Source organism: Paraburkholderia kururiensis JCM 10599 = LMG 19447 (assembly GCF_003986935.1).
In the GTDB taxonomy this organism is placed as follows: Bacteria; Pseudomonadota; Gammaproteobacteria; order Burkholderiales; family Burkholderiaceae; genus Paraburkholderia; species Paraburkholderia kururiensis.
Map to the genome: position 1 here is coordinate 1 of NZ_RJZE01000021.1, position 15,134 is coordinate 15,134.

Annotated in this window: 15 protein-coding genes and 1 pseudogene; 9 read left to right on the top strand and 7 right to left on the bottom strand. The window is 65.8% G+C overall.

Annotated elements, in window-relative coordinates; genetic code table 11:
• Positions 1-415: 415 nt before the first annotated feature.
• Positions 416-982 (top strand): DUF4142 domain-containing protein, encoded by a 567-nt coding sequence (locus tag PKKP23_RS23655; RefSeq protein ID WP_126878648.1) that lies wholly within the window; start codon positions 416-418, stop codon positions 980-982.
• 227 nt (positions 983-1,209) lie between these two features.
• Here the strand turns inward: PKKP23_RS23655 and PKKP23_RS23660 are convergent, their stop codons facing one another.
• Together PKKP23_RS23660 and PKKP23_RS23665 are read right to left on the bottom strand one after the other, a co-directional pair.
• Positions 1,210-3,327: a phosphocholine-specific phospholipase C gene (locus tag PKKP23_RS23660; RefSeq protein WP_126878649.1), complete on the bottom strand. Its 2,118-nt coding sequence runs from the start codon at positions 3,325-3,327 to the stop codon at positions 1,210-1,212.
• A gap of 94 nt (positions 3,328-3,421) precedes the next feature.
• On the bottom strand, positions 3,422-3,709 hold the full coding sequence (locus PKKP23_RS23665) for a hypothetical protein (protein ID WP_126878650.1): 288 nt from the start codon (positions 3,707-3,709) through the stop codon (positions 3,422-3,424).
• A 532-nt stretch (positions 3,710-4,241) separates the two neighbouring features.
• Here PKKP23_RS23665 and PKKP23_RS23670 point away from each other — a divergent pair.
• Positions 4,242-4,982: pseudogene (locus PKKP23_RS23670) on the top strand (GNAT family N-acetyltransferase); the annotation flags it as partial.
• A 130-nt stretch (positions 4,983-5,112) separates the two neighbouring features.
• Entirely contained in the window at positions 5,113-5,700 is a 588-nt protein-coding gene (locus tag PKKP23_RS23675; protein ID WP_126878651.1) for a LysE family translocator, read from the top strand.
• Positions 5,701-5,847: 147 nt separating this feature from the next.
• On the opposite strand, the gene PKKP23_RS23680 is transcribed toward PKKP23_RS23675, so the two are convergent.
• The 5 genes from PKKP23_RS23680 to phnF form a co-directional block, all read right to left on the bottom strand.
• Complete coding sequence (locus PKKP23_RS23680; protein ID WP_126878652.1) at positions 5,848-6,732, bottom strand: AraC family transcriptional regulator; 885 nt, start codon at positions 6,730-6,732, stop codon at positions 5,848-5,850.
• A gap of 155 nt (positions 6,733-6,887) precedes the next feature.
• On the bottom strand, positions 6,888-7,703 hold the full coding sequence (locus PKKP23_RS23685) for an alpha/beta fold hydrolase (RefSeq protein ID WP_126878653.1): 816 nt from the start codon (positions 7,701-7,703) through the stop codon (positions 6,888-6,890).
• A 90-nt stretch (positions 7,704-7,793) separates the two neighbouring features.
• Positions 7,794-8,354, bottom strand: a complete 561-nt coding sequence (gene phnN / locus PKKP23_RS23690; RefSeq protein ID WP_126878654.1) for a phosphonate metabolism protein/1,5-bisphosphokinase (PRPP-forming) PhnN — start codon at positions 8,352-8,354, stop codon at positions 7,794-7,796.
• On the bottom strand, positions 8,351-9,145 hold the full coding sequence (locus PKKP23_RS23695; protein WP_126878656.1) for a DUF1045 domain-containing protein: 795 nt from the start codon (positions 9,143-9,145) through the stop codon (positions 8,351-8,353). Before PKKP23_RS23695 ends, phnN begins: the two co-directional genes overlap by 4 nt.
• Complete coding sequence (phnF, locus tag PKKP23_RS23700; RefSeq protein WP_017775363.1) at positions 9,142-9,900, bottom strand: phosphonate metabolism transcriptional regulator PhnF; 759 nt, start codon at positions 9,898-9,900, stop codon at positions 9,142-9,144. The genes PKKP23_RS23695 and phnF overlap by 4 nt, the downstream gene beginning before the upstream one ends.
• Positions 9,901-10,106: 206 nt before the next feature.
• On the opposite strand from phnF, the gene phnG reads away from it, so the two are divergent.
• From phnG to PKKP23_RS23730, 6 genes are read left to right on the top strand one after another with little or no spacing between them, the layout of a single operon-like run.
• A complete protein-coding gene (gene phnG, locus PKKP23_RS23705; protein ID WP_126878657.1) occupies positions 10,107-10,622 on the top strand; it encodes a phosphonate C-P lyase system protein PhnG in 516 nt (171 codons plus the stop codon).
• Positions 10,622-11,287, top strand: coding sequence for a phosphonate C-P lyase system protein PhnH (gene phnH / locus PKKP23_RS23710; protein ID WP_176048960.1), 666 nt, complete (start codon positions 10,622-10,624; stop codon positions 11,285-11,287). Before phnG ends, phnH begins: the two co-directional genes overlap by 1 nt.
• A complete protein-coding gene (locus tag PKKP23_RS23715) occupies positions 11,287-12,525 on the top strand; it encodes a carbon-phosphorus lyase complex subunit (protein ID WP_126878658.1) in 1,239 nt (412 codons plus the stop codon). Before phnH ends, PKKP23_RS23715 begins: the two co-directional genes overlap by 1 nt.
• Positions 12,512-13,420: an alpha-D-ribose 1-methylphosphonate 5-phosphate C-P-lyase PhnJ gene (locus tag PKKP23_RS23720; RefSeq protein WP_126878659.1), complete on the top strand. Its 909-nt coding sequence runs from the start codon at positions 12,512-12,514 to the stop codon at positions 13,418-13,420. The genes PKKP23_RS23715 and PKKP23_RS23720 overlap by 14 nt, the downstream gene beginning before the upstream one ends.
• Positions 13,417-14,187, top strand: a complete 771-nt coding sequence (phnK, locus tag PKKP23_RS23725) for a phosphonate C-P lyase system protein PhnK (protein ID WP_126878660.1) — start codon at positions 13,417-13,419, stop codon at positions 14,185-14,187. The genes PKKP23_RS23720 and phnK overlap by 4 nt, the downstream gene beginning before the upstream one ends.
• A 49-nt stretch (positions 14,188-14,236) precedes the next feature.
• Positions 14,237-15,094: a phosphonate C-P lyase system protein PhnL gene (locus tag PKKP23_RS23730; RefSeq protein ID WP_176048958.1), complete on the top strand. Its 858-nt coding sequence runs from the start codon at positions 14,237-14,239 to the stop codon at positions 15,092-15,094.
• Positions 15,095-15,134: the final 40 nt, after the last annotated feature.

Sequence of the window (15,134 nt, forward strand, 5' to 3'; positions counted from 1 at the left end):
TGAATGCCGGGCTATGCGACCGGCGGCTTCTTTTTGTCATCTTTGGGGTCCTCTTGCTGGTCCTATGACCAGCTCAGGTCCCGGCCGTTCCACTTGCCGACCTGTCCGAATTTCTGGCCCCACCTCTGGTTATGTGATTCAAGCGGCCGCCTACGGTACGACGTGTGCCTGAACGCGAAGGCGTGAACATCGATGCGTAGCCGCGCATGCATTCGTTCGACCGCATCGCTCGCAGCGTTACCGCAGCGTTACTCGTGGTTACACAAGCCACATGAGCGTTTCACCTCGGCCCTGCGGGCGCTTCTAGAATCCCTCCGGCAATTCGCGTGGCGCGAAGCGGTGCTGCATCGGCAAGTTTTGAACGGCCGTCAGCACTGCCCTCGCGCCCTGCCCTTCATCCTCACACGGAGAATTCATGACCCGCTTGCCTCTCGCCCTCGCCGCTCGTTCTGCCGTCTGTGTCACCACGCTTCTCGCCGCCTTCGCCGGCACAGCCCACGCACAGCAGCCGCAATCACCGGCCGACGCCCCGAAACTCCACGCATCAGACGAAGCGTTCGTTGCCGATGCCACCAAGGGCGTGTCCACGCAGATCGACGCCGCGCGCATCGCCACCGCGCGCTCCACCGACCGCGACGTCAAGGCCTTTGCCGAACGCGTGGCGAGCGACGACGCGAAGGTGTCCGCCGCGTTGCGCGCCGCCAGCCCGCGTGGCGTGGACGTGCCGAAGAACGACCCCGACGTGGCGGCACTCGACAGCGTGAAGAACCTGCGCGGCGCAGACTTCGACAAGGCCTACATCGAACAGGTCGCGCTGGGCGGCGGACAAAAAACGCTCTCGGCGTTCCAGGCGGAAATCGCTTCGGGGCGCAACGAGCCGTTGAAGGACGCCGCACGCAAGGCGCTGCCCACGATCCAGCAGCACTACGCGATGGCGCAGGAACTGGCGAAGCGCAAGCATCTGGGCGAAGGCGCGCAGTGAGGTGAATGGCACACGGCGTGTCTGACGCAGGCTTGAATGAACCTGCACCGCCGTGTGCATGAATCGAACAACTGCTGCAACAAAGTGCATGGCAACCGATGCCACCATGAACTGAAGCCGTTACGGCACATGCACCGGCAGTGCACCGTAACGGCTTCACAACCTGCACTCAAACGCCGGGCCAGGCCTGGCGGGCACTAACCGGCCATCACATCAAACCCGCGCCCTCAAACCGTGGCGATCCCCGGATCGCTGACGCTCGGGCGCCCCGTCTCCGCGTGACCGGCAAAGCGCTGCAGGAACGCGCTGTCGCCGTTGTCCACCACGGAGAGGTCATACCATCCGTGGCTGCCGCGCAGGTCCCAATAGTCTTCCACGTGATCGCCGGGCTTCACCGTGAACACACGCGGATAACCCGTGCCGTACGCGTTCGTCACCGTGATGTGGCGCGCGGTGCTGCCGCGATTCACGAGGCGCAGCGAGACGTTGCCGTTCGCCACGTCGTAGCCCGTTTGCACTTCGAGGCGTGCATGACGGCCCTTGCCCGCTGCGGTCGACACCGAATAGTTGCCCTTGAACTCGCGCAGGAAACCGTTCGGACCATGCACGGCGAAGTCGTAGACGTCGTCCGTGGAAGAAAGCGGCGTCCATGCGGTCGAAAGTTTCTTGCCGGCTTCAACGGTGTAGGTCCACGGTCCGTCGGTGCGGCTTTGCGAGGTCACGTAGAACGCCGCGCCCACCTCGCCACGGTTGAAGAACTCGAGGCGGAAGCGTCCGCTCTCGCCTTCCGCGTGACCGTGCACGAACAGCTCGTAAGGCAGCGCGCGCGCCGGACGCAGGCCGCGCTCCTGACGCGGCAGCGACTGCACGAGCGGCGGCAAAGGAATGTAGTCGGGATGGCGCAGACGGTCGGGCGGCGCATAGCCCGTGGTGTCGGGCAACTGCGGCCACGAGCCGTTCGGATTCGCGAAGTTGAACGCGGTGGTGAGGTCGCCGCACACCGCGCGACGCCACGGCGTGATGTTCGATTCGGGAATGTTGTACTGGCGGCCGAAGCGGCGTTCGATAAAGCGGATCAGCGACGTGTGATCGAACACCTGCGAGCAGAGCCAGCCGCCGCGGCTCCACGGCGAGACCACCGTCATCGGCACGCGCACGCCGAGGCCGTAGGGGCCGGCCTGGTTGTTCGAATCGCCGGCATAGATCTCGTTGGCCGTGCTCACCGTGGAGGCACCGTTCCCGTTCGACGACGGCGCATACGGCGGCACCATGTGATCGAAGAAGCCATCGTTCTCGTCGTAGGTGATGAAGAGCGCCGTGCGGCTCCAGACTTCCGGGTTCGACGTCAGCACCTTGAGCACCTGTTCCACGTACCACGCGCCGTAGTTCGCGGGCCAGTTGGGGTGCTCGGTGTAGGCCTCGGGCGCCACGATCCAGGTGACCTGAGGCAGCGTGCCGTTCGACACGTCCTGTTGCAGCACGTCGAACAGCGTGCCGCCCGCGCTCACGTTCGTGCCCGTGCGCGCCTTCTCGTAGAGCGGCGAGCCGGGCTGCGCGTTCTGGTACTGGTGGAAGTACAGGAGCGAGTTGTCGCCGTAGTTGCCGATGTAGGGGTTCTGCGTCCAACCCCACGAGCCTGCCGCCGTGAGCCCCGTGCCGATGTCCTGATAGATCTTCCACGACACGCCGGCCTGCTCCAGCACCTCGGGATAGGTGCTCCAGCCGTAGCCGGCTTCGGCATTCGAGATCACGGGGCCGCCGCCCGAGCCGTCGTTGCCCACCCAGCCCGTCCACATGTAGTAGCGGTTCGGGTCGGTCGGGCCCATCAGCGAGCAATGGTACGCGTCGCAGATCGTGAAGGCGTCGGCGAGCTGGTAGTGGAACGGAATGTCGTTGCGCGTGAGGTACGCCATCGTCGTGGTGCCCTTGTGGGGAACCCAGCCGTCGTAGCGGCCGTTGTTGAACGCGCCGTGCGTGTCGGTCCAGCCGTGCGGCAGATCCTGCACGAACTGCATGCCGAGATTGGGCGCATCCGGATGAAACGGCAGCAGATAGCCGCCCACGCCGTTCGGCTGGTACCAGACCGGCTTGCCGCTTTGCAGGGTGACGGGCCGCGGATCGCCGAAGCCGCGCACGCCGCGCATCGTGCCGAAGTAATGATCGAACGAGCGGTTCTCCTGCATCAGGATCACGATGTGGCCGACGTCTTCGATCGTTCCCGTCGCGTTGTGAGCGGGAATGGCGAGCGCATCGCGAATGGTTTGCGGCAGCGCACCGAGCATCGCGGCAGCACCGGCCGAGCCGGCGGCAAGACGTAGAAAGTCACGACGATTCTTCGAGGTCATCTTGTTTCGTCCAGAGGTAGGGGCAAGCTTCAACGGGAAAAACAGAGGTCCGCTCGCGTCGGTACGGCACGCGCCGAGCGGCTCTGCGCAACGGTTACTGCGCGTAGTGCATGACGGGTGACGCGAGACCGTCGGCCGAAGGCGCCGCGGCCTGAAGCTGGGCATTGGCTGCGGACTGCACGGCCTGGGCGGCCGGACTGCCCGCGTTGCCGTTCGCGGCCGTGCCGTTGCTCGCGCTTTCGTTGTTCGCGTCGCTTGGGCCGCAGGCGGCAAGCGAAACAGAAAGCAGCGTGGCCGCGAACCATGCAAGCGGGGAACGGCGCACGGCGATCGCGCGGCGCGAACTCACGCGCGGCAGGGGCCACGGGAGTGGTACATGCAACGCACGCGATGCATACGACTCGTTCGACACCTTCGGCATTCGCGTAAGCGGTCTTGAGCTTCCGTTCATCTTGTTGCCCTGGCTTCTGGTGGGTGTTCGTCGGTCCGGGTGGGTCCAGGTGGGCCCGGGCGGGTTCGGCCTGGTGTGCTTTCTTGCGGCGGGTCCGGTCGATTGGATGGGCGTGACGCTCGCCCAGAGCGTCACGTCGTGATTGCTGCTCCAGCCACTGCCGAATGGCGGGCAGCATACCGGCGCGACCGTGTCACCTTCGTGAATCCGGTAAGGGGTGAATCGGCGCGCGAACCGCGTGGCAAGGGTCTCAGCGGGGTTCGGCTTGCAAGGCGTTACCTTTTGTTACTCTTTCGCTGCCGCCAGGTCAGCGCTTCGAGGCATGGCCAGGGTACGCGCCGAACGGATGAAAGCCGCGTTCGTGGCACCATCGAATGCGCGGCCCGTGGGTCTTCAACGCGGCCCGCGACGACGCTAGAGTTTTCCGTTTTCTACTTGCCGCATCGAACCGAACGGGGCTGCCATGTCTGCACCTACCAACGCGCCTTTGAACGCGCTTATGAACGAATACGGACAACCCATCGGCGAGCCGGTGCCAGGCTGGTCGGCCCGCCCCGTGCCCGAAGCGGTCACGCTCGAAGGCACGTACTGCCGCCTTGAACCGCTCGACGCCGGCCGTCACGCCGCAGACCTCTACGCGGCCTATCACGCCGCAGCCGACGTGCGCGACTGGACTTACCTGGCGGTGGGTCCGTTCGAGCGCCCGGAAGACTATCGGCGTCACGCCGAAGCCGCGGCGCAGAGCACCGACCCACGCCACTACGCCGTGATCGACCGCAAGACGGGCAAGGCCGTGGGCTCGCTGGCACTCATGCGGATCGAACCCGCGCATGGCGTCATCGAGGTGGGCCACGTCACGTTCTCGCCGCTTCTCAAACAGACGCCGCTCTCGACAGAAGCGCAGTTCCTCCTCATGCGCTATGTCTTCGATACGCTCGGCTACCGTCGCTACGAATGGAAATGCGACAGCCTCAATGCGCCCTCGCGCAAGACGGCGGTGCGGCTCGGCTTCCAGTTCGAGGGCATCTTCCGGCAGGCCATCGTCTACAAGGGACGCAACCGCGACACGGCCTGGCACTCGATCATCGACAAGGAATGGCCGCTGCTGAAACAGGCCTTCGACGCGTGGCTCGCACCCGCGAATTTCGACGACGCGGGACGACAGCGCCAATCGCTAACCGACGTGCGCGCGCAGCATTCGCAGGGCGCGTGACCTGTCCGTCCACGCGCGACGCCTGCCTCTGAGTACTCAGGGCAATTTTCTTCAATACGCGCGGCCTGCCCGCCGGTACCTTGCGATCTCGTTCTTCCAGCACGCAAGGTATCGGCGCCTCATGAGCATCTATCTTTCCATGGCGGCCTTCGCGCTCGCCACGTCCGTCACGCCCGGTCCCGTCAACATCGTGGCGCTCACGAGCGGCGCACGCTACGGCTTGTCCGCGAGCCTCAGGCACGTCACGGGCGCCACGGTGGGCTTCACCGCGCTGCTCGTACTCACGGGTCTCGGGCTGCATGAACTGCTGGTGCGATGGCCAGGCGCCACGCATGCGATCCAGTGGGCAGGCGTCGCGTTCCTGCTCTACATGGCCTTCAAGCTCGCCACGGACGACGGCCGGCTCGACACGGCGGACGCCACCCAGGCGCCCTCGCTGCTCTCCGGCGCCACGATGCAGTGGCTCAATCCGAAGGCATGGCTTGCGTGCCTCTCGGGCATGGGCGCCTACGCGGCCTATGGTGGAAACAGCCGGGTGTGGGAATTCGCGGCGATCTACTTTCTGATCTGCTACGGGTCGATCGCGAGCTGGGCGTATGTCGGGTCGTTTTTGAGCCGCTATCTGCGCGACGTGCGGCGTGTGAGGCTGTTTAATCGTTTGATGGCGGTTTTGCTGGCCGCGAGTGCGGTTTATCTGTTGGCGGCCTAGTTCTTCGGCCCCTGATGCAGCGTCCGCTCGCTCAAGCCATCGCGTGACGGAAGCGCTGTTCACGCGACTTGCCATCGCGCTTCACTATTCGCGATCCGCTATCCGCTATTCGCTATTCGCTCACGATAGCGTCGAATAGCTCGACGCTCAGGCTTCCTGGCCCACGCGCATCGCCGCCCGATATTGCCCCGGCGTAGCCGCAACATACTGCCGGAACGCGCGTTGCAGATGCGCCTGGTCCGCGAAGCCGGCGTCGATGGCGACGTCCGCAATGGCGCGGCCGCGCTTGAGCTGCGCGCGGCTGTAATCCACGCGCCGGTTGACGAGCCACGCGTGCGGCGTCATGCCGTAATGCTGCTTGAACGCGCGGACCAGATAAGACGGCGACAGGTTGGCCGCCGCGCAGATTTCGTCGAGCCGCAGGGCACGCGTGCAGTGCTCGCGGATGTAGTCGGCCGCGCGCGCCAGCTTGAGGTTTCCCTCGTCGGCACGCGAAGGGGCCGGGTTGAGCGCGCGATGCAGGTTCGTGAAGAAGTCGATCACCGCGCCGTGCTTGTGCAACAGATCGCCGTGCGGATCGGTAAGCGTCGCATACAGGCCGTTGAGTCCGGCATACAGATGCGGCGCGGTGGTCCACGTGGTGGCAAAGCCGCGATAACCGAGGTTGTGGCTGAAGCCGAGTTCGCGCTGCAGATTCGTGAGCCACTGCACGTCCACATAGATCATGCAATAGGACCATGCCTCGTCGGCCACAGGGTTGCACGCGTGAAGCTCTTCCGGGTTCACGACCACCACCGCGCCCGCGCCAATCGGTTGGAGCGACGTGCCCTTCGAGCCGTTCAGGTACGTGCTGTGCCCGCCTGTGACGGCGCCAATGGAAAACGTGTCGTGCGTGTGGCGCGTGTAGCAGACCTTGCGGCCATCCCGCACCGAGCGCGCCTCGACGAAAGGCAACGCGGCATCACGCCAGAACCTGGGCGTGGTGGCATCGTCCTGTGGCACGGCGTGAATGCTGTTCGTATGCGTCGTCATGAATGGCGGATCGAGTGCGGATAGACAAAACGCTGCTACACGGATGCAGGCAAGCCTGGAAGTCAGGTGGAAATCAGCTGGAAGCAGCCGGGAGCGGGCCGACCCATTTTATCCGCGACCCGCGGCACGCGCGAATGGCTCGCATGCGCTCAGGGTTAGTCGCCCAGTTGAGCGAGCCGTTCAAGAAACCTCTGCAGTACGCGATTAAACGCGCGAGGTCGCTGCAATGGCGCGAAATGGCTGACGTCGGGCAGCACGATCCATTGCGCCTCCGGAATGCTGCGTGCGAGATATTCGGCGTGCTCGCGCTTGATGAACTCGTCGTGCTCGCTGTGGACGATCGCCACCGGTACGCGGATTTTGGCGAGGTCCGCGGCCGTGTAGTTCGGCTCGGTGCGCATCATCTGGGTCACGGCGGCAACGAACGCGTCGAAGTCGTCAGGCGTGGCGGACAGCGCGGCATAGTCGAGCGCGTGCCGCCGAAAGCAGCGGTCGATCACGTCGGTCGGCACGAAGGGCTTCGTGCCGCTCGGGTCCATATTGCAGCCGAAGAAGAACACGCCTGCAATGCGCTCAGGCGCCTTCATCGCGAGGATCAGGGCGATGCAGGCACCGTCGCTCCAGCCCACCACGGGCGCGCGTTGGATATGCAACGCGCTCATGACGGCGAGCACGTCCGACGCCATGCGTTCGTAGGTGAACGGACGCGCGTCGCGCGTGCTGCGTCCGTGGCCGCGGCTGTCGATCAGCAGCACTGAACGCCCGGCCGCGAGGAGATCCGGCACCTGGTATCCCCAGTTACCGCCATGGCCGAGGCCACCGTGCAGCAGCACGACCGGCGCGCCGCTGCCGTGCAGCGCGTAGCGGATGCGGGCGCCGTCGTGATCCACGTAGTCCTCGTCCGCGGCGGCGGGCAACGATGGCACACCGTGCGCTTCGAAGCGGAGCAGGTCGTCGTCGAAGGTTTCCATGTCGAGGTTCCTCCTTGCGTGATGGGCTGTACCTCTACGACGACGAACGAGCCCCTTCCGCTTCGACCGCGACGGGAAGATTTTTTGCGTTCAGCCGGCGATGCGGCGCACGACCTCGACAAACGCGCGCCCTGCTTCATGCAGCGAGCCGGAGTTGTCGATGCGGGTTAGCGCGACGCCCGCCGGCGTACAGAAGGGCGCCTCGCGCGCGAGGCGTGCCGCGACCTCGGCGGCGGTCTCGCGCCCTCGCGAGGCGAGCCGCGTAGCCAGCACGTCGGGCGCGGCTTCTACATGAACCACGTGCAGTTGCGCGTACCGCTCCAGCGCGCGGTCCAGATATGCACGGGAACCGTTCACGACCACCGTGCAGCCGCGCGCGAGCCACGCGTCGAGTTCGATACCGATCCCGTAGCGCAAACCGTGACTGGCCCATTCGAGCGCAAAGAGCCCGAGCGATGAACGTGCCTCGAATTCCGCGGACGTGAGCGGCACATGGTTCTCGCCGTTGCCGCTGGGCCGCGTGATGTAGCGGTGCGCAAACAGCACGCGCGGCTCGTGCAGATGTTCGCGCGCGAAGCCGAGCAGCGCGTCTTTGCCCGCCCCGGAGGGGCCCATCACGTAGATCAGGTTGCCGTAGTTGCCCTTCGTCATCGGCTTCGCGCTCCGTTGCCCGTGGCGTCGATGTGCGCCGTGATGCCGGCGCCCGCGAACGGCAGGCGCTGCCACAACACGAACGGTGCGCCGGGCGCGGGTTCGACGAAAAGCGCGGCGCCGTGCACGGGCAACGCGCCGAGCTGCGGCACGCGCTGCGCCCACCAGGCGCACAGCGTGTCGCGTTCGTGGGCGTCGTCGAGCGAACTGGACAGTGTCATGTGAAAGCGAAACTCCTCGAACACGTACGGATAGCCCCATGCATCGAGCAGCTCGCGCTGACGCGGCGTAAGCGGCGCTTCGTGACGGCGGGCAAGATCGGCCGCGGCGAGCGGTGCACGCAGCGACGCAAGCGTTCGCAGGGCATCGGCAGCGAGCGAGCGCATCTGCGCGTCACCTTCTGACGTGGCCGGACGAAGCGCGACGAAATTGCCGAGCGTGGCGGCCTCGGCCTGCAAGTCGAAGCCGGTCTGATGCTGTGCCCATCTGCACGCGGCCTCGAATGCCTGATGAGACGCAACACCTGGCGCGAGACGGAAAGGCGGCACCAGCGTGCCGTGCCAGCCGTAGCGGCGCGGTGCCTTGGTGAGCGCTCGCAGCGGGTGCTGCAAAGCCGGCGGCTGGGGCGCGGCGAGCGATATATCGGCTTCAGCATCGCGGCCTAGCCACGCGCACCCTTCGGTCCACCAAGGCGACTCGCGCGGCGGCGCGTAATACAGCGCGAAGCGCGCTTCAGAAGACCATTGCGCGTGCGCGTTGCCTGCAAACCCTGCTGCGGCTGCCGCGCTCATAGCTCGTTTTCCACGAGCAGTTGCACGCGATCCGCCGCGAAGTGCGTAACACCGTACTTGATCGGCGTGCCATCCGGATCCACGTCCACGTTCTCGACCCACAGCACCGGCTGCTGCCGGTTGATGTTGAGCCGCCGCGCCACCTCGGCATCGGGCAGCACGCTGCCGATGCGGCTCCACTTGCGCAGGTAGTCCGTGAGGCCGTATTCGGCAAAGGCCTTCGTGCTGCCGCCCGCGCGATCCATGACGGCGGGCAGGTCGGGAAAACGCGCGGCCGGATACCAGCTGCGTGCGTAGGTGAGCGGCACACCGTCCGACTCGTGCAGCGTTTCCATGCGATAGACCAGCGCGCCCGCACGCAGCCCCAGCGCCTTCGCCACCGCAGGGTCGGCTTTCACGCGCGACGACGACAGCACCTTGCCCGCCGCCGCGTGATGCTGCTGGCGCAGGTTCTCGGTGAAGCGCGTGCGGCGGCCGATCGTGTAGTCGATGGCGCCAGGCTGCACGAATGTGCCACGCCCCTGCTCCACGCTGACGAGCCCTTGTGCCGCGAGTCCGAGCATGGCGCGCCGCACGGTATGGCGGTTGACGTCGAAGCGCCGCGCGAGTTCGCCTTCGCTGGGCAGGCGCCCGTCTTCACCGAAGCCGCGCGCCGCGATTTCAGCGGCCAGAATCTGCTCGATCTGCCGCCATACCGCCACGCCCGCGCCGCGTTCGAGCTGCGTGCCCCGCGTTGCTTCGTCGGTGGATGTCATGGTGCTGTCATTCCCCCAGGTTCAAATAATCGACCTCGCATTGTAGTGCGCAGCGCGTGATGGAAGTATGAAAAGCCACGCCTCGCAGAACAGGCGCAATTCTACATCTAAACGTCTAGACGTTTAGATGAATAGATGGTCAAATGGCGGCACTGCATCCCCCCCGCCCGTTTCGACACACGGCATTGCGCCAGAGAGGATCGTCGATGAACGCAACGTCTGCTGAACCTACCCAACCCGCGCCTTCAGCGCGGCGCCAATGGATGGCCGTGCTTGCCCGCACGTCTCGCTCGGAACTCGAAGCGGCCCTTGTCCGTGCGCTCGAAGGGCAGCCGCGTCCCGCCTACGACTGGCTGCGCCGGCCCGAGACCGGGCTCGCGATGGTGCGCGGTCGCGTCGGCGGCAGTGGCGACGCATTCAACCTGGGCGAAGCCACGGTCACACGCGCCACGCTACGACTGCGCAGCACGAATAGCGACACACCGAGCGACACGCCAGCCGACACCGCGATCGGCGTGGCATGCCATCTGGGCCGCGACAAGCGGCGTGCGGAACTCGCGGCGCTTGCCGACGCGCTGCTTCAATTGCCCGATCGGCACGCGCAACTTCACGCGCAGTTGATCGAGCCGCTTGCGGCACGCATTGCCGCAGCGCGCGCGGCGCGTGAACAGGCGGTGGCCTCCACGCGTGTCGAATTCTTCACCATGGTGCGGGGCGACTGATGAACGAACCGACTGCAACGAATATGGCCCACCCCACAGCGAACGCGGCGCAGATTGCGCTTTCCGCCTTGACGCCCGGCTTCGCCGATCCCGTTCACGACACGCAAGCGGTCTTCCGCACGCTGCTCGACGCTCTCTCGCGCCCCGGCAGAATCGGCACGATCGAAACGCCGCTGCCCTCCGCGGATACCTCGGGCAGCCTGCGTTCGCGCGCCGATCTTGCCGCGTTCGCCGCACTGCTTGCCCTCTGCGATTACTCCACGCCGGTCTGGCTCGCGCAGCCCGACGCGGTGCTGGGTTCGGCGCTGCGCTTTCACACTGGCGCGCCGCTCACTGAAGAGGCGCACGACGCCGCATTCGCCTACGTGCACGACGCGGACACGTTGCCGTCGCTCGAACGCTTTTCGCTGGGGGAACCGGAATCGCCCGAACACGCGGCGACGCTGCTGATCCGCGTCACCGCGCTCACGGGCGGCACGCCGGTCATGCTGCGCGGCCCCGGCATCGAGCATACGCACACCATCGCACCCATTGGCCTGCCCGCGCGCTTCTGGCACGAACGCGCTGCGCTGGGCCCGCTCTTTCCGTGCGGAATCGACTGCTACCTCGTCTGCGGCGCAACGCTCATCGGCTTGCCGCGCACCACGCTCGCGGAGGTGAACTGATGTACGTCGCCGTCAAAGGAGGCGAGCGCGCCATCGAGGCTTCATGGCGTCTGCTCGACGAGGCACGTCGCGGCGACACGCGCGTCGCCGAACTCAGCGTGCGGCAGATTCGCGAGCAGTTGCGTCTTGCCGTGGCGCGTGTGATGACCGAAGGCTCGGTCTACGACGAAGAACTGGCTGCGCTCGCCATCAAACAGGCCGCGGGCGACCTCGTGGAAGCGATCTTTCTGCTGCGCGCGTGGCGCACCACGGTGCCGCGTTTCGGCTACACGTTGCCCATCGAAACCGAAGCGATGCAGATAGAGCGCCGCATTTCGGCTACGTTCAAGGACGTGCCCGGCGGTCAGTTGCTGGGCGCGACCTACGATTACACGCAGCGTTTGCTCGATTTCGCGTTGCTGGCTGAAGGTTCGGATGAAGAAGGCCATACGGTTCACGCAACGGACGCGCCGCAAGATGCACGCACCTCTCTGGAAAGCATGAACACCCGCCACGCGGCCGCCGCCAGTTCCATGCCTCGCGTCGTCGCGCTGCTGGATCGCGAAGGCCTGATCGAACAGGAAGTGCCCTCGCCTGCAGGCCGCGAGCCCGGCGACCTCACGCGCGAGCCGCTCGCGTTCCCCGCAGATCGCGCCACGCGTCTGCAAAACCTCGCGCGCGGCGACGAAGGCTTCCTGCTCGCGATGGGCTACGCCACGCAGCGCGGCTACGCGAATTCGCATCCATTCGCGGGCGAGATCCGCTTTGGGTCGGTAGACGTCGAGATGGTGCTCGACGAACTGGGCGAGGCGGTGGTAATCGGCGAAATCGACGTGACCGAGTGCCAGATGGTGAATCAGTTCGCGGGCAGCAAAGACGTGCCGCCCACCTTCACGCAAGGTTATGGCCTCGCGTTCGGACACGCGGAGCGCAAGGCGATGGCCATGGCACTCGTGGACCGCGCGCTGCGCGCCGACGAACTCGGCGAGCCGGTCGAATCGCCTACCCAGGACGTGGAATTCCTGCTCTCGCACAGCGACAACGTGGAAGCGTCGGGCTTCGTTCAGCATCTGAAGTTGCCGCACTACGTCGACTTCCAGTCGGAACTCGAACTCGTGCGACGGCTGCGTGCCGAGCAGCGGGCTCAACACGATGCCTCACACATTGCGCCACGAGAAAAGGAACACGCCGTGGCACACGTCGCGCGCAGCGAAAGCGAACACGACGAAGACAAGGAGCAAGCGCATGAACGCGCCTGAAACACTGTCGGGCCCAGCGTCGCACGACGCAGAAGGCTACAACTTCGCCTACCTCGACGAGCAGACCAAGCGCATGATTCGCCGCGCCGTGCTCAAGGCCGTTGCGGTGCCGGGCTACCAGGTGCCGTTCGCATCGCGCGAAATGCCGCTGCCTTTCGGCTGGGGCACAGGCGGCATCCAGGTGACGGCGTCGATCATCGGTCGCCACGACACACTGAAGGTGATCGATCAGGGCTCCGACGAAACGACGAATGCGGTCAATATTCGCCGCTTCTTCGCACGCACGGCGGCGGTGGCCACCACGCGCAAGACCGCAGACGCCACCATCATCCAGACACGCCATCGCATTCCCGAAACACCGCTCACCGAGAAGCAGATTCTCGTCTACCAGGTACCCATGCCCGAGCCGCTGTTCCGGCTCGAGCCTCGCGTGGCCGAAACGCGAAAGATGCATGCGCTTGCGGACTACGGCCTCATCAGCGTGAAGCTCTACGAGGACATCGTGCGCCACGGCAGCATTGCGACCACCTACGACTACCCCGTGATCGTGAACGGCCGCTACCTGACTTCGCCCTCGCCCATCCCCAAGTTCGACAACCCGAAGATGCATCGCAACCCTGCGTTGCAGCTCTTCGGTGCGGGGCGCGAACGCCGCATCTACGCGATTCCGCCGTACACGAACGTGCGCAGTCTCGACTTCGACGATCACCCGTTCGAGATTCAGCGCTGGGAGCATGCGTGCGCGCTGTGCGGATCGCGCGAGAGCTTTCTCGATGAAATGATCGTGGACGACGAAGGCACGCGCATGTTCGTCTGCTCGGACAGCGACTATTGCCACACGCGCCGCGAGTCCGCTGAAAATTGCGCGAACACCGCGACAGGAGACGCCGCATGAAACCGCTCCTCAGCGCACGTCATCTCACGAAGCAGTATGGCGGCCGCAACGGCTGCCGCGACGTGAGCTTCGATCTGTATCCCGGCGAGGTGCTCTGCATCGTGGGCGAATCGGGCTCGGGAAAAACGACGCTGCTCAATGCACTCGCGTTGCGCACGCCCTCCGACGCGGGCACGCTGCACTACACCACCGCGCACGGCGACACGCTGGACCTGTTCGCGCTTTCCGAGCCGCGCCGCCGTCTGCTCATGCGCACCGAATGGGGTTTCGTGCAGCAGAATCCGCGCGACGGACTGCGGATCGGCGTCTCGGCCGGCGCCAACATCGGCGAGCCGTTGATGGCGGTGGGCGCGCGCCACTACGGGCAGATCCGCGACAACGCCACGCAATGGATGACGCGCGTCGAACTCGACCCTTCGCGCATCGACGAGTTGCCCACCGCGTTTTCAGGCGGCATGCAGCAACGGTTGCAGATTGCACGCAACCTCGTGACAGGCCCCCGCCTCGTGTTCATGGACGAACCTACCGCGGGCCTCGACGTCTCCGTGCAGGCACGCCTGCTCGATCTGCTGCGCACGCTCACGGGCACGCTGCATCTTTCGGTGCTGATTGTCACGCACGACATCGGCGTGGCGCGACTGCTCGCGCATCGGTTGATGGTCATGCAAGGCGGCGAGGTGGTGGAGTCCGGCCTGACCGACCAGGTGCTCGACGATCCGCAGCATCCGTACACGCAGACGCTCGTTTCGTCCGTGCTGCCCGTATGACGCACGCCCTGCACTGTCTACTGGAAATACCGGAAACCGGAATGTGTCCATGACTTCTACTCTCACGGAACCGCAAACGCAGACCACGGCGCACGACATGGCCCGCGCGTTCGCCGACCGCCCCGCGCTCATGCTGCGCGCCGTCGGCGTGCACAAGACCTTCACGCTGCACGGCCAGGGCGGCATCGAAATCGAAGCGCTCGCGGGCGTGTCGCTCGACGTCGCGCGCGGCGAGTGCGTCGTGCTGGTCGGCCCTTCGGGCGCCGGCAAAAGCACGCTATTGCGCTGCCTGTATGGCAATTACCTCGCGAGTGCGGGGACGATTGCCGTGCGCTGCGGGGCGGCAGTCGATGGTGCCGAATGCGCGGCTGAAGACTCGACGCGCACGAACCCCGCCGCACACTGCATCGCCATCACGAACGCCGAGCCGCGCGACGTGCTGCATCTGCGCCGTCACATGATGGGCTACGTGAGCCAGTTCTTGCGTGTGATCCCGCGCGTGCCCACGCTCGCGCTCGTCGCGGCGCCGCTCGTGGCGCGCGGTGTGCCCGAAGACGAAGCCGAGCATCGCGCCGCGGCGCTACTCGAGCGGCTCAACATTCCGAAGCGACTGTGGCCGCTCGCGCCCGCCACGTTTTCGGGCGGCGAGCAACAGCGCGTGAACATTGCGCGCGGTCTGATCGCAGACCATCCGCTGTTGCTGCTCGACGAACCCACGGCCTCGCTCGATGCCGAAAATCGCGACGTCGTAGCGGATTTGATCGTGGAAGCGCGCGAGCGCGGTGCGGCAATTGTCGGTATCTTCCATGACGAAGACACGCGCCTGAAAGTAGCCACGCGACGCCTCGAATTGCAGCCGCCTTTGTCTTGCGGCGCGAACGCACTCACACCGGCCGCGCTGCATTGAGCGACGCGACTATGCCGAACGAAAGCGGTCCTGCATACGC